At 53.2% G+C, this 21,305-nt stretch carries 16 protein-coding genes; 8 read left to right on the top strand and 8 right to left on the bottom strand.

Annotation, left to right across the window (positions count from 1 at the left end; all coding sequences use genetic code 11):
- A partial coding sequence (locus AAIG39_RS24955) for a hypothetical protein (protein WP_343194975.1) occupies positions 1 to 414 on the bottom strand: 414 nt, incomplete at its 3' end.
- Positions 415 to 438: 24 nt separating this feature from the next.
- Between AAIG39_RS24955 and AAIG39_RS24950 the strand changes: the two genes are divergently transcribed.
- Both AAIG39_RS24950 and AAIG39_RS24945 read left to right on the top strand, forming a co-directional pair.
- Positions 439 to 3,015, top strand: a complete 2,577-nt coding sequence (locus tag AAIG39_RS24950) for an Ig-like domain-containing protein (protein WP_343194974.1) — start codon at positions 439 to 441, stop codon at positions 3,013 to 3,015.
- On the top strand, positions 3,012 to 5,702 hold the full coding sequence (locus tag AAIG39_RS24945; RefSeq protein ID WP_343194973.1) for a sulfotransferase: 2,691 nt from the start codon (positions 3,012 to 3,014) through the stop codon (positions 5,700 to 5,702). Before AAIG39_RS24950 ends, AAIG39_RS24945 begins: the two co-directional genes overlap by 4 nt.
- A 170-nt stretch (positions 5,703 to 5,872) precedes the next feature.
- On the opposite strand, the gene AAIG39_RS24940 is transcribed toward AAIG39_RS24945, so the two are convergent.
- The 5 genes from AAIG39_RS24940 to AAIG39_RS24920 form a co-directional block, all read right to left on the bottom strand.
- Positions 5,873 to 6,841 (bottom strand): LacI family DNA-binding transcriptional regulator, encoded by a 969-nt coding sequence (locus AAIG39_RS24940; RefSeq protein WP_343194972.1) that lies wholly within the window; start codon positions 6,839 to 6,841, stop codon positions 5,873 to 5,875.
- Between the two features lie 62 nt (positions 6,842 to 6,903).
- Positions 6,904 to 7,842 carry an ROK family protein gene (locus AAIG39_RS24935; protein ID WP_343194971.1) on the bottom strand — a complete coding sequence of 313 codons (939 nt, stop codon included), beginning with the start codon at positions 7,840 to 7,842 and terminating at the stop codon, positions 6,904 to 6,906.
- A gap of 53 nt (positions 7,843 to 7,895) precedes the next feature.
- Positions 7,896 to 8,201, bottom strand: coding sequence for a PTS lactose/cellobiose transporter subunit IIA (locus AAIG39_RS24930; RefSeq protein ID WP_343194970.1), 306 nt, complete (start codon positions 8,199 to 8,201; stop codon positions 7,896 to 7,898).
- Positions 8,202 to 8,228: 27 nt separating this feature from the next.
- Positions 8,229 to 9,554 carry a PTS sugar transporter subunit IIC gene (locus AAIG39_RS24925; protein ID WP_039079805.1) on the bottom strand — a complete coding sequence of 442 codons (1,326 nt, stop codon included), beginning with the start codon at positions 9,552 to 9,554 and terminating at the stop codon, positions 8,229 to 8,231.
- Between the two features lie 10 nt (positions 9,555 to 9,564).
- Positions 9,565 to 9,879: a PTS sugar transporter subunit IIB gene (locus tag AAIG39_RS24920; protein WP_039079806.1), complete on the bottom strand. Its 315-nt coding sequence runs from the start codon at positions 9,877 to 9,879 to the stop codon at positions 9,565 to 9,567.
- 179 nt (positions 9,880 to 10,058) lie between these two features.
- On the opposite strand from AAIG39_RS24920, the gene AAIG39_RS24915 reads away from it, so the two are divergent.
- From AAIG39_RS24915 to manA, 5 genes are all read left to right on the top strand, one after another.
- Positions 10,059 to 11,333 carry a PTS sugar transporter subunit IIC gene (locus AAIG39_RS24915; protein ID WP_079496212.1) on the top strand — a complete coding sequence of 425 codons (1,275 nt, stop codon included), beginning with the start codon at positions 10,059 to 10,061 and terminating at the stop codon, positions 11,331 to 11,333.
- Positions 11,334 to 11,566: 233 nt separating this feature from the next.
- A complete protein-coding gene (locus AAIG39_RS24910; RefSeq protein WP_343194969.1) occupies positions 11,567 to 12,910 on the top strand; it encodes a maltoporin in 1,344 nt (447 codons plus the stop codon).
- A 12-nt stretch (positions 12,911 to 12,922) separates the two neighbouring features.
- On the top strand, positions 12,923 to 15,118 hold the full coding sequence (locus AAIG39_RS24905; RefSeq protein WP_343194968.1) for a CBM35 domain-containing protein: 2,196 nt from the start codon (positions 12,923 to 12,925) through the stop codon (positions 15,116 to 15,118).
- Positions 15,119 to 15,169: 51 nt separating this feature from the next.
- Positions 15,170 to 16,570 (top strand): glycoside hydrolase family 1 protein, encoded by a 1,401-nt coding sequence (locus AAIG39_RS24900; RefSeq protein WP_343194967.1) that lies wholly within the window; start codon positions 15,170 to 15,172, stop codon positions 16,568 to 16,570.
- Between the two features lie 5 nt (positions 16,571 to 16,575).
- On the top strand, positions 16,576 to 17,751 hold the full coding sequence (gene manA / locus AAIG39_RS24895) for a mannose-6-phosphate isomerase, class I (RefSeq protein ID WP_343194966.1): 1,176 nt from the start codon (positions 16,576 to 16,578) through the stop codon (positions 17,749 to 17,751).
- Between the two features lie 73 nt (positions 17,752 to 17,824).
- On the opposite strand, the gene AAIG39_RS24890 is transcribed toward manA, so the two are convergent.
- A complete protein-coding gene (locus AAIG39_RS24890; protein ID WP_343194965.1) occupies positions 17,825 to 19,729 on the bottom strand; it encodes a methyl-accepting chemotaxis protein in 1,905 nt (634 codons plus the stop codon).
- Positions 19,730 to 20,276: 547 nt separating this feature from the next.
- On the opposite strand from AAIG39_RS24890, the gene AAIG39_RS24885 reads away from it, so the two are divergent.
- Complete coding sequence (locus AAIG39_RS24885; RefSeq protein ID WP_090086366.1) at positions 20,277 to 20,537, top strand: hypothetical protein; 261 nt, start codon at positions 20,277 to 20,279, stop codon at positions 20,535 to 20,537.
- A gap of 269 nt (positions 20,538 to 20,806) precedes the next feature.
- On the opposite strand, the gene AAIG39_RS24880 is transcribed toward AAIG39_RS24885, so the two are convergent.
- The gene (locus tag AAIG39_RS24880) at positions 20,807 to 21,073 is read right to left on the bottom strand and encodes a monooxygenase (protein ID WP_343194964.1); all 267 of its coding nucleotides are present in this window, start codon (positions 21,071 to 21,073) and stop codon (positions 20,807 to 20,809) included.
- Positions 21,074 to 21,305: the final 232 nt, after the last annotated feature.

Raw genomic sequence — 21,305 nt, 5'->3', positions numbered from 1 at the left:
AGTCTCACCGCCGCCGCCGATAACCTGGTGAACAGCGTCGCCGTCGCGGCCAACACCGGCGCCACGCTGGCGCTGACTGGCCTGGCCGAAGGCACCTACCATGCTTATGCTGTGGACGCGTCCGGCAATGTCTCCGCTATTTCCGGCAGCAGCGTGATTGTGGACAACACCGCACCCGTTATCGCAGGCGGATCCACCGCTACCGGCGCCACCATTGTTGATGGCACGGCGGCTGGCACCCAGGTGTACGATGCCAACGCCACTGATGCCCATGCCATCACCTATAGCCTGGACGCGGACAGCCTTACCAGGTTCGCCATCAACCCCACCACTGGCGTCGTCACACTGAACAGCGCCGCTATTGAGGGCAGCTATAACCTCATCGTCACAGCGACCGATGCGGCCGGCAACCACAGCAGCCAGACTGTCACCCTCAACGTGAGCGCTGGCCTTAATGGCAGCGCGTTGGTATCGGGCAGTACCAACGACACATCCACCGAGATGAACATCAACGTCGGTCTGGAGAAGCTGAGCAACGGCAATACGGTCATGGAGTACATGAAGCAGACCGGCGGCGACAATATCTCCTGGGATCCGACCGGCCCGCTTTATGCCGGCGTCGTTAAGGTGCTGGACGCGAACAACAACGTCATCAAGACCCTGGATATCAGCGTCCCCAATGGCTACACCATGATGGATACACAGGTGAAGGCGCTGGCCAACGGCGGTTTCGTTGTGGCCTGGTCGCAAACGGATACCGCGGCTTACTCGGACTACAGCGTCCACTACGCGATCTATGACAACAGCGGCAATCTGCAATCCAGCAACACCCTGGCAGCACCAGGTCAGGGCGTCACCATCGCGGCGCAGAGCAGTGCGAATGGCGGTGATTTCGCGATCGCCTACCAGACCTATGGCAGCGGGACCGACCAGCAGGAGGCTATCTCCGTCTTCCACTACAACGGCAGCGGATTAAGCTTCACCGAGGGCACTCAGAACCTTATCGGCGGCAATAGCTCGAGTGCCAATTTCGGGGGCGTCGCCAGCCCGGCAGTTCAGTTGATGAAATTCCAGTTGACGCCGGGTGTGCTTACGGCATTGAGCGATGGCAGCTATGTGCTGGCGTCCGAGGTCTATGACTGGATAGGTACCCCCGGCCAGTCAGCGACAAGTACGCCTATCGGTGCCTTCATCTTTAAGCTCGACTCCACCGGCACGCTGGCCAACTTCGACAGCGGCAAGACCTGGCAGCGCGTCAACTGGAATGACGAGCAGGGATCGCCGACTAACGCCATTGCTTTCGATGGTGGTTTTGCTGTCTTTAGTCAGGAGTATCACACTGCGACCTGGCAGGTCACGCTCTATAACAACAACGGCACGCTCATCACGACTAATGTCCAGAGCAACACGGTTTATAACATGGGTACCCAGAGCTATCACGCCGTGGACGTTGGCGCGATGGACAGGTTGACCCATGACGAGTTGCAGTACAGCAACAGCGGTTATCTGGCGGCATCAGCCACGGCGTATGACAATGGCACGGATCTGGTGTTCGTATTCCCCGACGGCCATGGCGGTTTGAGCCAGGTCAGTATCTCCAAAACCACCGGCGAGCTGACCAGTGCGGTGACGGACACCGGTATCAAGGTGCCTGAGGGCGGGCAGTTGTACAATGTGCGGTTCGTCCCCGATGGCGCGGGCGGTCATGACATCACCTACTCTGTGCTGTTTGATACCGACACAAGCGATGGCGGTAAGGCTGGCTATGCTGTCGGTGATATCTATCAGATCGGCCTGAATGCAGGTCCTGCTCCAGCGTTGCCGATAGTGACCGATGCCCATATCGCCATCACCTCCACGCCAGGCGGCGCAGACGGCAGTACCTACAAGGTCGGCGACACTGTCACCGCCGTATGGGATAACTCGTCCAGCGGCGACGCTAATACCAGCACAGTGACCGGCGTCACCATGGATTTCAGCCAGTTGGGCGCCAGCGCCCCGGTGACGGCCTGGGACGACGGCACCCACGGAGACGCAATCGCTGGTGATGGTAAGTATACGGGTCAGTACACCATCACCGCCGGCTCCATTGACAACGTGCACGGACTCAACGTCTCGGTCACGGCCACCACGGCGAGCAACACCTCCGCCACAGCGGCGGACAGTACCGGCCTGACGGTAGACAGCGTCGCGCCTGCGCTCACCAGCAGCACACCGCAGGACAACGGCGGCAGCGTTGCTACGGGCTCCAACCTGACGCTGACCTTTAGCGAGAATGTGCAGGCCGGCAGCGGCCATATCACCCTCGTCAACGACGGCAACAGCAGTCTGAACAAGGTCATCGACATTACCGACAGTTCGCAGGTCTCCATCAGCGGTCACACGGTGACGGTCAACCCGACATCGGATCTGGCGGCGGGCGCCAACTACCACGTCCAAATCGACAGCACTGCGCTGCACGACGCGGCGGGGAATAACTATGCAGGTATCAGCACGTCGACGGGGTTGAATTTCACGACCGCTTCCGCCTCGGTCGGGGATCCCTCCATCGTGGTGTTTGACCTGACGACCGGACAAAGCTCCGAACATAACGGGCGCGTCTTTGACGCCAATACCGCGTACACCGTCTATATCAAGGTCAGCAGCGATTACAACCCGCTGGTTGGGCTGGATAGTAACGAAATGTGGTCGGGCGCGCAGAATTTGGGCACGGACGATAAGATCGTGCTGGTGGGCACTGGCAGTGCTGTTAAGGGAAGTCATGGCGACGCAGTGATGGCGATGAATAACGGTGGGAATTCCGTTAACTGGATGGCGGGCTTCTCTTCTACGCTTTCGTCGTATAACGTCGCCGGCGTTGCCGCAAATGGCCAATTCTCTCGTGGTGGACATAACGCGGATCTCTGGAACGGCACCTGGGCCGCAAACCCGAATGCGGATAATTCGTTTGCTCAGGCGTATCTGCAGGCGATGCCTGCCGGCGTCCTCACCTCGCAAGGGCTGGCGATACCATGACAGGTTCACTGATTCTGCTACGCCGTCTGGTCGACATGCGGCAGTTCGAGGCGCTGCATGAGGCATGTTATAGCCTGCCAGTGCTTGCGCCAGCAGAACAGGTACTGCTGGCCCTGGCCCAGGCTCATCTGGGCCAGCCAGAGGCGGCTCGTCAGACGCTGGGTGTGCTGATCCCTGCTGAACTGGAGATCGATGCCCGTGTCGACCTGGCCGCCGTGCACCTGCTTCTTGGGGAACTTGACACGGGGCAGGCGCTGCTGGAAGCCAGTCGCACAGAGGCGCCAGGCCACTCGCTTTTGCTGGCGCGTCTGGCTGCCTGTTATGTGCAGCATCAACGGGAGGAGGAGGCTATCCCCCTGTATGAATGCAGTCTGCGCCTGCAACCACGTATCGACGTCTATCAGCAGCTGCTGCGTCCCTACCTGCAAAGTGAGGCGTTGCACCAGGCCGAGGAGACACTGGCCGCCGCAGACCTCTTCTGGGCTGGCGAGCGTGAGCACTGGCCGGCGCAGCAGGTGGCTCTGCACGATCAGCAACTGCGCGGCCTGCGTCTGGAGCTGTGGCTGGCCCGTGGCGACTTCGCCAGTGCTGATGCCTGGCTGGACGCGCACCATGCTGAACTGGCCGTAGACGATTACTGCGGCCTGTTGACCGGTTATGTTCAGCGTCTGGCTGAGCGTGGACGCCATGCCCAGGCCGAGGATGCGCTGCGCCATGGTATGCGTCATTACCCGGAACATCCGGACCTGTACCTACAGCACGCTGAACTGGCGGAGTTGCAGGGCCGTATACCGCATGCCATTGCCTTGCTACACCACGCCATTAATCTGGCCGGGCAGCAGCAAAAAATGACGCTTCCTCTGCGCCTGAAGCTGGCCAGCGTCGCTACCCACGGGCATCCGGCTCTGGCGCGTAATATAGCTGAACAGGCTCTTGAGGAGGCCGGGGCGCTGACACCTTCACCTGATATGGACGCCGCGCAAATCGGCCACTGGCTGGCGCAGGCGCAAGTGGCACTTGCCGGTGTTGACGCGCAAGAGCAGCAGTACGCCGGGGCGGAGGCGCGATACATCGACGTGCTGCAGACACATCCGCACCTGCTCCCCGCACTGCAAGGGCTGGGACAGTTGTATATGCAATTGGGGCGCATCGACGAGGCTGTTGCGCTGTTTGAGCAAATTTTGGCGATCGACCCGGCACGCGGTCATGCGGCGCTGATCAATGCCCGCCGTTTTCCGCAAGATGAAGAGACGTTGATGCGCCTGGAAAATCTGGCGCGTCGGCCTGGCTTATCAGGCCCGGTGCAGCCTGGATTGCTGCTGCAACTGGCTGCCGCCTGGGAAAAACGCAAGGAGTACGCCAGAGCCTTCACCCTGGCCAACGAAGCCAATACTGCCTACCGCGCACTTCTGCGTTACGACCCGGTTGCACACCGACAAAGCTGCGCGCGTATCCGCCACGCATTCAGCCGTTCGCTCTACGATCACCGGCGCCACATCGGCAACGATTCAACGCTGCCGGTGTTCGTACTGGGTATGCCGCGTTCTGGTACTACGCTGATTGAACAGATTCTGGCGGGGCACAGCCAAATCCACGGCGCGGGCGAACTCGGGGTGATTCCCGGCACGATCGCCAGGCTGGAGCGCTGGGAACGTCACACAGGGTCGGGACGCCATTATCCAGACTGTGTGGACGATCTGTCGGACGGTGTCGTGGCGGGTATCACCGCCAGCCTGCTCAAGGAACTGCGGGAAACCGTGCCAGAAAATGCTTCTCAGGTCCGGCATGTGGTGGATAAGCTGCCGCACAATTTCGAGAACATTGGTCTTATCAAACTGCTGTTCCCGAACGCGCGGATCATCTCGGTACGGCGCGACCCGCGCGATATCGCTATCTCCAACTATTTTACCGACTACGCGGCCAGGCATGGCGGTATGGGCTTCGCCTATGACCTGCAGTGGATTGGCGAACAACTGGCCGACCACAACCTGCTCATGCACCACTGGAACCAGCTGTTCCCCGGCGAAATCCTTGAGGTGCGCTACGAGGATGTGGTCTCTGACCCGGAGCGTGAGGCGCGCCGCATGCTGGATTATCTGGGCGTGCAGTGGGAGCCGCAGGTGCTCGACACCTCTGAACTGGACAGGCCGGTGAAGACAGCCAGTGTCTGGCAGGTGCGGCAGCCTATCTATCAGACCGCGCGCGAACGCTGGCGGCGTTACGAGGAGTTTCTGGCGCCGCTTATCGCTGGCACCAACGCGAAGATCATGCATGAGCCTGTTGAGATGGTGAGCCTGCCAGTACCAGGAATGCAGACCGATGGCATCGCATGCTATCGTCAGGGAAAGCTTGATGAAGCAGAGATGCTCTTCAAACGCCTGCTGCACCACCTGCCTGAACACGCCAGCGCGCATTTCATGGTAGGCCTGATTTACATTCGCAAAGGGCACCTGGCCGAGGGCATCGGGCATATGGAAAAGGGATACCAGGCATGCCCATGGAATTTCAACTGGCGGCGCGATCTGGCGCAGGCATACGAACTGGCGGGGCAACCGGAAAAAGCACAGGCGTTGAGAACTCGCCACGTTGGCACGGATGACAGCGTCGTGAGCGTAATGGATGTTGACCAGAGTGACATTATTCCTCTGGATTTTGCCATTCACACCTCCGCGACGAGGCCATTTTAGTGAGCAGCGGCATTAGCGCGAATATCTTATGGCGGAATGTCGCGCGCTGACGGCGTAAACGGGGGAGAGCAGGAGGATAAGGGCAGGCAAGGTCATCTACAGCGGCAGAATCGTGCTCCTTATGTCATGTCGAGGTTTTCCCGCTGCGCCCGTTTACGCGAAAGGGAATTTCACATCGCGTTAATATCGGTTACCGATGCGCGAGCCACCAGGCGTCCGGTAATCGATTTGCCCTCTTCCACAAAGACAGGGTGCCCATCAATTAACGACTGAATACGTTGTATACATTGTTCCAGCAATTGATCGACAGGGTAAGCGATGCAGGTCAGCGGAGGATAAAGCAAAGCGGCAAGCGGGGAATCCTCAAGGCTGACGATAGAGACTTCTTGCGGTACGGCGATATTAAATTCACGCAATAAACGCATGGCCTCGGCGGCGTAGCTATCGCGTTTGGCAATGATTGCCGTGTATTTTGTAAAACTGTTAATGAGCTTTAACAATGCCTGTTCGATATTGTTGTTGGCCATGACCAGCAACTGGCGGTTAAACGGTAGCGAGTAATTCTGCAAAACGCTGCGATACCCTTCCAGCATCTGCTTACTGGCAACATCGTCTTCATTATCAACGAGCAAGGCAATATTGCGGTGCCCTTTCCCGAGCACATAACGACAGGCGCTTTCTGCCGCGAAAGCATAGTTATAGCCCTGGCTGGCGCTTCCTTTAGTGGAAAAGGCGTCAAAGGCGATGACATTGGCTGGCATATCGCTACTGGCATGACTTAAGGTGACCACCGCCGCGCATTGATGATGCAGACTGTGTATGGCAGCTTTTTGCTCATTTTCATCATTAACATACTGAATCAGTAATGATTTATTGAGCGCTTTCACCGCAAGCGACAGGCGAGGCAAAAGCGTCGCGCTGAAACTGGCTTCATGAGCGGGCAACACCATACCGATATAACCTGATGTATTACTGGCCAGCGTCTGCGCCGCAAAACTGGGACGATAGTCGAGCACTTCGACGGCTTTTAACACGGCTTCACGGCTATCGTCGCGCACGCCACGTGTGCCGGTCAGCACGCGTGAAACCGTGGCGCGGGAAACATTGGCTAATTTTGCAACATCATCAATAGTAGGCATGGTGTTATCTGTATGGCGATTTTCTCCCAATAATACCATAAATGCAGACCAGTTTTAGTCACTTACGCCGTACGGCGCACCGTATCGGTTTGGTGCGAATGAAGCGTGGGCAGCCATGCAGCGCCGCGAACCCCGCTGGCATCGCCGAACCTGGCTTTCACAATAGCAGTGTGACAAGTGGACGAAAAAATGTACCTCTTGATAGCTGGGGGAAGGTCGCGATAGATCGATGCAACGTTAGAAAGCCCGCCGCCAATGACAATGACATGCGGATCGAGCGTATTGATAACCCCGGCGAGGCTGCGCGCAAAAGCGTCGATAAAGTGCTGATAATGGGCGAATGCCAGCGGATCGCCTGCTTCGGCTGCGGCAATGATCGACTCCGTGCTTAGCTGGCTTTCCTGTTTCTCATTAAAACGACGGCTAAAGCCGGTGCCGGAAATATAGCTTTCAATACAGTTCTCATGCAGACAATAGCAGTGCTGAACCGGGCCATCTTTTTCTGCTGTCCAGCCTGGCAGTGGATTATGCCCCCATTCGCCTGCAATGGCGTTGGGGCCGCTGAGTAACTGTCCATTTACCACCACGCCGCCGCCGCATCCGGTGCCGATAATAACGCCAAACACTGTCCCATAATCCTGGCCCGCACCGTCGGTGGCCTCGGAGAGGGTAAAACAGTCGGCATCGTTGGCCAGAAAAACCGGTTGTTCCAGGCGACAGGCCAGATCTTTTGCTAAATTTTCGCCATTCAGCACCAGACAATTACAATTCTTGATAAGACCTGTTTCCGGATCTATCGCGCCCGGCAACCCAATCCCGATAGTAAATTCCTGCTTCTGTTCGGTTTTGATGTATTCCACCATCCCGACGAGATGATGAAGAAATCCCGCGTAGTCAGCTTTATACGTTGGACGCCGCTCACGAAAACGAACCGTGCCGTTTGGGTCCAGCAGTACCGCTTCCATTTTTGTACCGCCAATATCGAGGCCAAGGTGAAGCATTGTCATCCTCCAGTAAAAGAAGAGAGGCAGCGCCTCTCTTCGGTGTCGTGCAATTAATGGCGCGTGCGGTAAATCTCGATAAGTTCCGTCACTAACTCTTTCGCAAGGATGGAGGTCATCAGGTGATCCTGGGCATGCACCATCACCAGCGTCATTTTGGTTTTTCCTTCGCCTTCATCGGCTTCAATGAGCTGGGTCTGGACTAAATGTGCTTCACGGGCAAAGTGTTGCGACTGCTGCATTTTTTCATCAGCATCGACAAAATTGCCTTCTTTGGCACTCTGCAGCGCTTCATAGCACAGGCCTCGTGATTGTCCGGCATTGATGATAATGCCCATGACTTGCTCTTCTAATTCCATAACATCCTCTGAGTTCGGTTATTGCAGTTATGCGGTTTCTGACTGGCCTGTAGCACCGGATGGCTGATTTTCAGCGGCGTCTTGTGCAAGTAGCTGTTTTTCGTAGGCTTTAAAAAACGGAAAATACATGGCGGTGGCGGTGACCATACAAATGAGACACATAATGACAGGACTAAAAGCCCAGTTCGCCGCCCAGGAGGCGCCGATCGGCGCCGGCGTGGTCCACGGGGTCATCGAGACCACACGGGCGACCAGGCCAAAGTCGAGTGCCAGGTAGGCCAGGGTCGCATTGACCATCGGCACAAGCACAAACGGAAGGAAGAACAGCGGGTTCATAATGATCGGTGCGCCAAACAGAATGGGTTCATTGATGTTAAACATGCCTGGAACGATACCCATGCGGCCAATAGTGCGCAGGTGCACGGCTTTGCTGCGAATTAACAGCAGCGCCAGCGGTAAGGTTGAACCCACGCCGCCGATCAGCAGATAGTGATCCCAAAAACCCTGCACATAAATGTGGGGAATGGCGGTGCCTGCGGCAATGGCCGCCTGGTTGACGGACAGGTTCGCCATCCAGAAAGGGTTCATAATGCCGGTGACGATCAGCGCGCCATGGATCCCGGCAAACCACAGGATCTGGCACACCAGTACAGAGAGCAGAATGGCCGGTAAGGTGTCCGACGCGGCGACCAGCGGTTTAACCAGCGACATGATCGCTTCCGGGATAATCATGCCAAATTGGGCTTCAATAACCAGATTCAGCGGATGCAGCGTCAGCACCACGGCAAGAACCGGGATGAGAATTTCGAACGAACGTGCCACCCCGGTCGGGACTTCAGGCGGCAGGCGGATGGTGATGTTGTTACGACGCAGAAATGCGTACAGCTCCGTGGTATAGATGGCGACCAGCAGGGCGGTGAAAATCCCCTGGCCGGAGAAATACGCCGTCGAAATTTGCCCATCTTTAAGCGGCGCGGCGATAAGCAAAAAGCCCATCAGCGAGAGCATACCTGACGTCAGTGGATCCAGTTCATGATGGCGGGCGAGACTGGCGGCAACCCCGACGGAAATAAATATCGTCATGATGCCCATGCTGAAATAGTACGGCAGCATCAGGTTGGCGCGATGATCGAGCGAGAATTGCAGCCAGGCACGCGCGAATCCCCAGGTGGTGTCGGGGGAAAAGGGCGGAAAAATAAACACCAGCATAAAAGAGCCGACAATCATAAACGGCAGCGCAAGGATAAAACCGTCACGAATAGAGGTAACGTATTTTTGCTGGCCGACGGCGCCGGCCAGCGGCGTGATTTTTTGCTCAATCACCGCGATTAATTTCGAGTACAGAGAACTCATGGCGTGTCCCTTATTTTTTATTGTCGATTAATGAAAGGGCAAAATCTAAAACTGCTGCGCCCTTCTGCATCCCGTAATCCATCATGTTGATGGGCTCAACGCGAATACCGTAGGCATTCGCTTTGTGTTGTAGATCCTTCTGCATGTACTTCACCTGGGGGCCAAGAAGAACGACCTCGTAATGCCCCACTTGTTGTTCGAATTCCGCGACACCAAAGGCTTTGATATCAACGTCCAGACCGCGCTTTTCCGCCTCTTCCACCATTTTTTTCACCAGCAAGCTGGTCGACATGCCAGCGGAACAACAAAGCATGATTTTTTTCATGAAAAGACTCCTGACTGTGTGACGAGAATGGGCGCACTATAGACTTTGTGGATTAAAAACGGAAAGCGCTTTCCGTAGATGGATGCATTAAATGTGAGCACGATCACCAGTTTGAGACTTTCACTTTGGATCGATGTAAGCGATGATCCCGCGACTTCGTGGCTTAAATAGGTTCCATCATGAACATTCAGTTTATGAATGTTGTTGTTGTGCTGATCGAGCAACGTATTACCCCTTTTGCCAATATGCTCACCCGCAGCCAGCACATCACCGCAATGCGCGACAGTTTTGCGCTGGCAATGCCTTTTGTTATCGTCGGTAGCCTGATGGTGCCGTTGATCTTTCCGCCTGTTTCCATTAACCCTTTCTCGTGGTTTGGCGGTTACTACCAGTTTGTTCGCCCGATGCTTTTACCCACCTTTGAACTGACGATTGGTCTGGTGGCGCTAATCATTGCCTTTGGGGCCAGCGCCAGTCTTGCCAAGCAATACCAGTTGCCGGAAAGGTTATCGGGCCTGACAGGGTGCATAAGTTTTCTGCTCTTTATTGGCTTTAAAACCACAGATGGGAGCAATGTTTATTTAGGAGGGTTAGGGATATTTAGCGCGTTGATATCAAGCTTTTATAGTATTGAAGTTATTAGATTTTTTTACAATAAAGGCTGGTGTATACGCCTGCCGGATGAGGTGCCGGTGATGACGCGCAATGGTTTCCAGCTCCTGGTGCCGTTGCTGGTGGTGATGCTGTCTGTCACGGCGGTAAATATGACGTTAAAGCTGACCACTGGCATGATCCTGCCGGGTCTGATAAGCGAAGCCTTTCGCCCGTTAATTATCGCCTCTGATACGCTGACAGCTATTCTTATCTCTTTGATTATTTGCAATTTATTATGGTTTGTCGGCATCCACGGCGCCTTAATTGTGACCGGCATTATGAATCCCTTCTGGATGACTTATCTGTTTGAAAACCAGCAGGCGCTGGCAAGCGGGCAGGCACAGCTTCCCCATATTTATCTGCAGGGTTTCTGGGATTTCTATCTGCTGATTGGCGGAATAGGCTCTACCTTACCACTGATCTTTATGGCGCTACGCAGCCGTTCCCGGCAATTGAAAAGCGTCGGGAAACTTGGCTTTATTCCCTCGCTGTTTAATATCAACGAACCTATTCTGTTTGGCTTTCCGGTTATCCTTAACCCCATATTTTTAATCCCTTTTATTTTCGTTCCTGTCATTAATGCCTGTATTGCCTGGTATCTCACACACCTTGGCGTACTGGACCGCGCCGTGGCGATGTTACCATGGTCGATGCCATCGCCGCTCGGCGCTGCCTGGTCAGCAAACGGCAGTTGGAAAAACATGTTTATGTGCCTGTTTGCGCTGTTCAACTCCTGGATGATCTACCGGCCATTCTTTAGGGTGTATGAACGCCAGTTGTTGGATGCAGAGAGTAAGTAAACCTGCCGCCGTTTCCCGGCCAGCGCGATGACCGCGCTGGCTTTTTTATGACCCACACCCATTTATGTGATTTTCATCACGTTATCATTGCCATTATTCTCGATTTTGTGATTTGATCCGGCAATTATGGAAAGCGCTTTCCATATTCGGATGTACTTTTCATTTTTTGATCCGTAAATTTCCCTTCGCGCCAATAAGACGCTCTTTCACTCAGAAAAAGAAAAAGGAAAATCATGAACAGGTTGAACCGATTAATACCTCTGGCCTTACTCATTAACGCTGCACTCTGCGCGAACGCCCAGGCCGAGGAGGTTAAGGCATATGACTTCACGCTTCATGGCTATATCCGTTCCGGCATTCTGGCGAATTCCGATGGCAACCGCGTCGACTCCGTAGGATTGATGCCCGATGGGAAATGGCGTCTGGGGAACGAAGAAGACACTAAAATCGAATTAATTCCACAGGTTACGCTGAAATCAACATCAGGCGCGGTGGCAAAAATTCAGGCCAATATTACCCATCAGAGCAAATGTACCGCTGACTGGAACTGCCGGGACGATGATGGCCATGACGCGCAATTCCGCGAAGGGTTTGTTGAATTAAGCAATCTCGACTTCGCGCCGGGTATCACCTTCTGGGGCGGCAAGCGCTACAGCAGTTCCAATACCTCAAGTCATCAGTACGACTGGGAATACATTCAGTACAACGGTACCGGTGGCGGTTTCGATCGTATGGATCTCGGTTTTGCGAGCCTGGATGCTGGTGTCTACGCCTTCTCTCCGACCGATGAAACCAAAGCCTATCCTGTTGATAAGGGCGACCAGGGGTATCCGGATGACTATTCCCTCAACGTGTGGTTGAAGAAAATCGGCGGCACCGGTCTGGATCTTGAATTCGTCGGTCATCACATGAACCGCAATGAAAACCATCCAACGTCTGCTGAAAAAGGCTATGGCATCACCGGGGTTTACAATTTTGATGGTTTTTGGGGGCTGACCGGCGGCTATTCAAAACTGGTTATGCAGTATGGACGTGGGCTGGGGGCGGGGGATTCGCTGGGTAAAAATGGCTGGGGTTGGGCCAACCTGGACGATACCCAGTCGTGGCGTGTGCTGCTGGATAGCATGGCCTCAGTGAATAACGTTGATATCTCGACCTTCGCCTATTACCAGAAGGATAAAAATTACCGCTGGTGGAGCAGCGATGCCGACGGCTGGGGCCGCACTCGCTGGGTTGCCGGGGTTCGTCCGTATCACCAGATAACCAAGAATTTCGCCATGCAGTATGAAGTGGGCTACGAGTATCTGGATGATGAAAACTACAAAGGCGTGAATGGCAAAGGCAAAGGGGGGCTGACGAAAGTGACCGTCGCACCAACCCTGACGTTCGACTCGGGTTACTGGAGTCGCCCGCAGTTGCGCTTCTTTGTAACGTACGCCAAATGGGATAAAGGCGTATCTGATGCCCTGGACGGCAACTATGACTGGAGTACCAATACCATCTCCGCCGGGGGGTACAGCCGCAGCGGCAGTACGGACACCGTAAACTTTGGCGTCCAGGCGGAAGTGTGGTTCTAAGGAGAGATGAACATGTCTAAACCTTTACGTAAATGGCTGCTGGTGTCGATGCTTTCGGTGTTGGGAAGCGCAGGGGCCATGGCCGCAGAACAGTCACATTTCGAAAACTTTATCACGCGTGATGGCGCGCAGTTGAAAGACGGCAACAGCATCTTTCGCTTTGCCGGTATCCACGCGCCGGAGTTGCATCGCATTGAGGATGACGCGCGTGGAGTTTGCAAAGCCGATCCACGCGGTTGGGGGCAGTACTTCAAATGGCCAACGGCAGAAGAACAGGAAAACTGGATCCGCGCGATGGTGCAAACCGGCGCCAAAGCGCAGCGTGTCTATGTGCTCTCTGTTCAACAGGAAAACGATGTAGCATGCGGGCGCGCAACGCATATTCTCGCGCCTGAAACGCCGGATGGGATGCCGCGTCTGAATGAAGAGGCGATGAAAGTTTACGACAACATGATTGCGCAAGCCGATAAACAAAGACTGCGTTTAATCCTGCCCTTTATCGATCACTGGTGGTGGTGGGGCGGCCGTGAACAACTGGCCGCGTTCTATCATGAAAAACCCGAGGATTTTTACCGTACTGACAGTAAAACCTTTAAAGCCTATCTGGACGTTATTCGTCAGGTGATTACTCGTACCAATACGGTAACCGGGCGAGCCTACTTCGATGAAAAAGCAATCATGGCCTGGGAAACGGGCAATGAGCTGGAAGATACCAATGCCGATTTCCTCAAACAAACGGCAGCATGGATCCGTAAGTGGGCACCGCATCAGCTCATCGTCGACGGCACCTATAAAAAGATAAATGCGTTTGCCCTGACCGATCCGAATATCGATATCGTCAGCAACCACTATTACACCAATGCCGGGAATAACCACCCCGATCAGGTCAGCAAAGATCTGCAGGCCATTGGCGGTAAAAAAGCCTATCTGGTCGGCGAATTTGGCCTGCTTGACCACGCGCAGCTCAATGACATTATGCAGTCGATTGTGCACAGCGAGGTCAACGGTGCGCAGGCCGTCGGCGGCTTTATCTGGGGCTTTCGCGGCCATCGCCATGATGGCGGTTTTTACTGGCACAAAGAGTACACCGGCCACTACAGCTACCACCTGCCAGGATTCCCGGTAGAAGGCAAAGCGAATCAGGAAATGGAGGTGGTGAATCTGGTGCGCACGGCCTCAGCGCAGCTTGCTGGTTTAGATAAAGCACCTGCGCTCCCCGTACCGGATGCGCCGCGTCTGCGTGAAACCAATTCGCCTTTTGCCATTAACTGGATGGGGGCCGCCGTTGGGCGCAATTACGATGTTGAGCGTGCCGCCTCGGCAACCGGCCCCTGGCAGGTGGTCGGCAAAGATATCTCTGATGGGGTGAACGAGTGGAACCCGACGACGATGGCCTTGTTCCGCGACGACTACCGCAACTTACAGTTGGGAAAAACCTATTACTACCGCGTGATAGCCAAAAACGAGAGCGGGGCATCAGCACCATCGAACGTGATCAGCGTGAAACATACTCAGGAGAATAAAGCCCCAACCGTTGCGCTGACCGCTTCCCTGACGACAACACAGGATAAAGGCGTGGCGCTGAAAGCAACCGCGACAGACGACAATCTGCCTGACCGCAAACTGGCGCTGAGCTGGAGCAATAACGGCAATGGCAAGGTGCATCTGTGCGACAGCAGTAAAGCCGACACGCGTGCCTGGTTCTCCGCGCCTGGCACCTATGCACTGACGTTTACGGCTGACGATGGTCTATTGCGCACCCGCAAAACCGTCAACGTCACGGTGAAAGAGGCCGTCGGTAAGTCACCCGCTGATTACTGTACTTTTGGCGGCGGCGTGCTGGATGTCAGTAAAGGCAAACTGAATGTGGTTAAAGCCAGTGAAAACCAGCTTGCCATTGGCGACGACGGTTTTCTCGGCCCGTTCGCCAGTGAAGGCGACAAGGTTACCTGGCAGGTGGAGGTTCCCTGGGAGGGGCGCTTCGCGTTACACGTGACCTTCAACGGCAAATGGGGCGGTAAAAAGAATTCGTTTGTTGTGAACGAGGGTGCGCCCATCGCGGTTGAATTCCCGCAGACCGATGAAAAAGGTCAGCAAATGGTTGTGCCTGTGACGCTAAACGCGGGCACAAACACCATTAGCTTCGGCAAGTTCCCGGGCGACTGGGGCTACATGTTTATTAAATCCATTGAAGTGACTGCAGAGTAGTGACATTGGCTGCGTCCTTTGGGCGCAGCCTTTTTTATCTGAGGAGGCGTTATGACCCGGTATCAATTCCCGGACGGATTTTTCTGGGGTGCAGCAGCATCTGGCCCGCAAACCGAAGGTGTAGAAGGGAAAGCCCATCGTTCCATTTGGGATAGTTGGTTTGCTGAACACCCTGAGCGGTTTTATCAGCAAATGGGGCCGCAAAAGGTATGTGAAACCTACACCAAATACAAAGACGATGTGGCGTTAATGAAAGGGTTGAACTTCAACTCTTTTCGCACTTCGATTCAGTGGTCGCGGCTGATTGCCGACTTTGAAACGGGTGAGCCCGATGCCGACGCGGTGCGTTTTTACCATGCATATCTGGACGAGATGATCGCCAACGGCATTGAGCCGATGATCAACCTTTACCACTTTGATATGCCCGAAGCGCTGCAGAAAAAATATGGCGGTTTTGAATCAGCGAAAGTCACCGACCTGTTCGCCCGTTTTGCACAGACCGCGTTCACCCTGTTCGGCCATAAAGTGAAATACTGGATAACCTTCAACGAACCGATTGTGCCCGTTGAAGGGGGTTATCTGTATGACTTCCACTATCCATGCAAAAAAGATGGCAAGCTGGCGGCGCAGGTGGCATTCAATATTATGCTGGCGCATGCAAAGGCGGTTCAGGTCTATCGACAACTGGCGCTGGACGGCGAGATTGGTGTGGTGTTGAACCTGACGCCGTCCTACACCCGCAATGATTCTGTTGAAGATAAAAAAGCCGCCGCGTATGCTGATTTACTGTTCAACCGCAGTTTTCTCGATCCGCTGGTGAAACATCAGTTTCCGAAAGAATTATGCGAAATCCTCGTCGCGAATAAGTGCCTGCCAGAAGTTGCGAAAGCCGACGTTGACCTGATTACTTCGTCGCATATCGATTTTCTTGGCGTCAATTATTATGTCCCCCGGCGTGTAAAAGCACGGGAATCCGCCTACACCCTCGATTATTTCACCCCAGAATTTTATTTCGAAAATTATGTGAATCCGCACGGGCGCTTTAACCCATACCGGGATAATAACGAAATTTTGCCGCAGGCGATTTACGACATCGCCGCAAATATCCGCGACAACTACGGCAATATAAAATGGTATCTGGCGGAGATTGGTATTGCCATGGATCTCGAATCTGAGGGACCGGTTCAGGCCGATGGCATGATTGACGACAGTTTCCGTATCGGTCTGATGAAGGAGCATTTAATTCAGCTACATCGGGCTATTGCGGATGGGGCGAACTGTTTTGGTGTTCACCAGTGGACCTTCATTGATAACTGGTCGTGGATTAATTCCTTCAAACGTCGCTATGGCTTTTATCGTCTCGATATTGAAACAGGGGAGCGGCATATAAAGCGCAACGGGGTATGGTTTAAGACGCTTGCCCAAACCAACCAGTTCACTGACGAGGAGTAATCGACGTGAGTCACTGTTTCTATCCACTCGTAAATGTGGTGAAGAATTATCCGTGGGGGAGTCGCTCCGCGTTCAACACGCGTTTTCATATCCCGAATCCTGATGACCAACCGCAGGCAGAATTATGGATGGGCGTGCATCCGGCGGGGATTTCTCAGGTTGTCTGTGAAGACGGCACATGTTCTTTGACGGAACTGATTGCCGCTGATAAGCAGGACATGCTCGGCAGTAAAATTGCCGGGCAATTCGGTGAGCTACCGTATCTGTTAAAGATCCTTGCCGCCGAAAGTGCGCTGTCGATTCAGGTTCATCCGCAAAAAGCGCAGGCGCAGGCGGGGTTTCAGCGCCAACAACAAAATCCTGATAGCCCGCCTGATTACAACGATGATAACCATAAGCCAGAGTTGGTTTATGCGCTGACGCCGTTTATGGCGATGAACGGTTTTCGTAACCCCACGGATATAGTGGACAATTTTACGCCGCTTCATATTCCTTCGCTCAGTGATGCGTTAACACAATTAGCCGTCTCCCCCTGCGCAGAAACACTACAGGCATTTTTCCTCCTGGTGATGCAGCTCCCACAGGATGAAAAACAGCAGGCATTAAAACGGCTTATTGATAATGCCAGGGATTGGTATGACGATAATCTGGCGACGTTTATATTACGCCTGCATCAATATTATCCTGATGATATTGGCCTGTTCGCGCCGCTGTTTCTCAATTGCCTGACATTGCAGCCAGGGGAGGCGATGTTTCTTTCACCCGGTACGTTACATGCGTATGTTCATGGCGTCGCCGTGGAAGTGATGGCCAGCTCCGATAATGTTCTGCGAGCCGGGTTAACGCCGAAAAAAATTAACCTGAAGGAGCTTGTTGCCTGCACGGTATTTGAACCGATTTATGCGGCGCAATTACGCATGCGGCCGATAAGTGAAGCAGGAAAACACCATTATCCGATTCCGGTGGAGGATTTTTGCTTTGATGTCTATAGCGATGTGAAAGATGTTGCTATACAGACTTCGAGTGCAGAGATTGTTTTAGTGATCGATGGGCAGGCGTTATTGCATCATCCTTGTGGAGAAACGGTGATACTCAAGGAAGGGCAGTCGGTGTTTATTCCGGCAGTGACCGGTGACTGGACGTTGAGTATAACCGGGATGTTATGTCGCGTTTACGGTTAATATCATTAAGCGTTGTTGAGTCCTGAGAGGGCAGCAGACACCCGGATAGACCAGATGTCTGCTTTCCGGTATCTCAGGATACAAAGCGGTCAACAAGCGTGGACATCGCTTTTGACTGCGCATCAAGCATTTGACTGGCGGTTGCCATCTGGGAAACCAGCGCTGCGTTTTGCTGAGTCACCTGCTCCAGTTGATTCAGCGCCTGATGCACCTGTGACACCCCGAGAGACTGTTCATTGGCCGCGCGGGCAATATCACTGACATATTGCTTCATCCGCCCGGTATTCTCCGCTGCTGCTTTCAGTGCCGCTTCGGACGCTGAAACTCGCTCCACCCCTTCGCCAATTTTATCCATATTCTGATTAACCAGCTGCCGAATCAGGCTGGCCTCCCTGGCGCAGCGCTGGGAGAGATGACGAACCTCCGCCGCCACAACGGCGAAACCTTTACCCAGTTCACCTGCGCGGGCTGCTTCAACCGCGGCGTTTAGCGCCAGTAAATTGGTTTGAAACGAGATCTCATCAATTGACGCCACGATCTGGAAAATATTGTCGCTGGAAGAACGGATAGCAGACATGCTCTGGCTGGCCTCGTTCGAAACGCGGGTCGCATTCAGCACATCATTTGCCATCGACTGGGTCAGTCGTTCCGCCTCGCTGGCGTTATGTGCTGTCAGAGAGATGGCCGTCGATATTTGTTCCATGCTGGCTGCGGTTTCAACGATCGATGCGGCCTGCTCATCGGTACGCTGGGCCAGATCCTGATTGCCGTCGGTAATATCGCCGCTGGCATTGCTGAGTATCACCGCGCCCGATTTAATTTCCTGCACGATATGCTGAATGTTTTCGATTGCCTGATTGTAGGCACGATTAAGAGCAGAGAGCTCATCGCTACCAGGCACATCGAGGCGGCGGGTCAGATCGCCGTCCATCTCATTGATGGTTTGCAGCGTTTTGTTCAGTTGTTGTTGAATACTGCGCACCACCATCACGGCAAAGGCAATAGCAATGAGCAGGGCAACCAGACTTATCGCCAGGAAGGATTGCCAGTCAACGCGTGCGTTGTGCGCCAGTGCGGCTGAATGCGCCAGAAGGGCATCTGCTGCCTGGTTTTCGACCTGACGAAGTATCTCAATGCGCCGGGTCTGGGCAGTAAACCAGTCAGTCGGTTTGACGCCAAACCCGCCATCCTGCGCTTTATTTAAGGCAACCGTTCGCAACTCAAGGGCGCGGGCGGCGTCGGAAGACAAAAGGGCTTTATCCAGTTCCGCTGCCTGACTCGCGCTGCTAAAGCGGCGGGTGGCGGTCAGCCAGGCCTCTTGTTTACCCACCACATCACTGAGCATACGGAATTGACCGTCGCTAAAACGATCAACGGAGAAGACGTTAGTGAGCAGTGCGCGCTCGATCCCGGCCTGCTCTTTGAGATTCAGCAGACTATAGAACGCGGCCAACTCATTAACCATTGGGCCGGACGCGCTTAATTGACCTATTCCACCAACGAAACTGAGCAGCCCGGAGATAGTCTGCGTATAGAATTGCGTCGACTTTATCGCGTCTATATTCAGAGCGCTAATCGCATTACGAGTCGAATCAAGGGACTGAATTCTGTCCTTAAATACGTTCAGCGTGGCTGCAATATTACCTTGCGTTACATTCGTATCAGCACTGGCTAACGCCTGGTTTAATTTCTCCAGTGCGTCGTCAGTTAATTTCCGCTGCACAATGATTTCATCGCGAAACTGCTGCCCACGCGCGCCAATAAAACCGGCGCTCATTCCACGTTCGCGTTGTAGTTGATGGACAACATCTCCCGCGCTACGGGCAAGAGTTGTTAGCTGGCCGATAGTATTCATCTGTCGCTCAGTACCAATACGGCTGAGCATGCCTGAACCGGCAAACCATATCACTGCAAGCAGAAGAGGGAATAATGCGATAAATAACTTCATTCTCATAGAAATACGATAAATCCATGACATATCGTTATTTTCCTTATTTGCTGTGTTGTCTTATAAGTGCTATCGGCACATTTGTGGTTAATCTTTACAACTTTATTATTATGAAAAAATGCATTGTTATTCATATAAGAAGGTAATGGGAAAGAGGGAATGCATAAGCGGCGTAATCTCTCTGAAATGTATTCTGTCTGTTGCCCCGGTAACGTGGTATAGGGTGTTTAAAAATGGACTGTTCTTCTTCGCTACGTTTTACTCATGCCCATAAAATGCGATTTAAGTCGTTATTAATCTTTATGCAGTGCTGCTTCAATAAAGAAGGGTTACTCACCTGCATTACACTGCGACGTTATGAGGCTACCCTTCACACTGCCTGAGGTCGTAACTATCGTTGTGTTTTGCCACGGTTGTTCACCGATTATCCTGGTGAAAGCGTTCTTTTTGCGTCTGGTCTCAAAAATCATAATTTAGCCTTATTCTGAAAATATATTATTCAGTAGAATATAAATATTTTTAACAATCTTATACCGTTACGCTATCCCATACATAATGTATCGCGGAGAGATAAATTATGCGGCTTGATGTGATAACTGATCATACCGAGAAAGTGCTGAATCTTATGATGGACAAGGCCATCAGAGAATGTGACCCCGAGTACGGTCGACTGGCCGATACATGGTACACCATGGCAGAGGGGGCGCTTTTTCTCTGGCAGGAACTGGCTGAGTGTTGTACCGAAGTTTCGGAAGAAGAGAAAAAGGAAATGGCACACCGCCTTCGCCACATTATCAATATCAACAGAGTCCCGTTGCTTAATAAAAAGGATGAATAACAAATTGAATTTCTGAAAAAAATGCATCTTTAAAAAGCTTTGTGCAGCCTGGTTTTGGTATAGAAACTGACCAGGAGGGGGGACTATTAACAGCGTGACGTTACCCCGGACAGGGTGACGAGAATATACTATTCACTATTTCCAGTCATGGGGTTCGTTGCCGCAACGTTAAGTGATGAGTATCAGGTCAGCGTTATTGGGAGTCATATATCGCTGCACCTGGTTATCCTGTCCTCACCTGCAATGCAGGCGAGGTTCATTCCGGGTAATTATTGTTCTGTGGCCTCGGTATTTTTCGCATGAATTTTTTTATTCGCTTCGCCACTTTCATTCAGTGCCTGACTGGCGGCTTTTTCGGCATGCGCGGCGCTATAGGCTGCAAGGTGAGAAATGACGATGGCGTAAATACTCATCAGCGAAACCCAGAGGATGCTGTTCTTCCACCATAATAATGTTGGAATTGTCAACACTGCCCAGATTAACGCCAAAAATAAATGCACTCTGGCCATAAATCGGGCTGTCAGTTTGACTTTCATATTCACTCCTTATTTTCGCGCTATATGTTTGCCATCCTGGTAATATTTATAGCATTTGCTTGTTAGTTGTTACGGTTATTTTTGTTACAGTTTGTACGCAAGAGAAATTGAGATAATTCCTCTGGAAAATAAGCAAGTAAGCAGGACCTTTTGAGAAAAAAAGAGTAGCATTGCTCAAGTAGTGCCCGTCTGTGAGAAAAATTCAGACGGGAGGGTTCCGTACGAATTAATA

Source organism: Phytobacter palmae (assembly GCF_039409775.1).
Taxonomy (GTDB): domain Bacteria; phylum Pseudomonadota; class Gammaproteobacteria; order Enterobacterales; family Enterobacteriaceae; genus Phytobacter; species Phytobacter palmae.
Note: the sequence above shows the minus strand (reverse complement) of the source record. Positions and strands in the feature narration are given on the sequence as shown.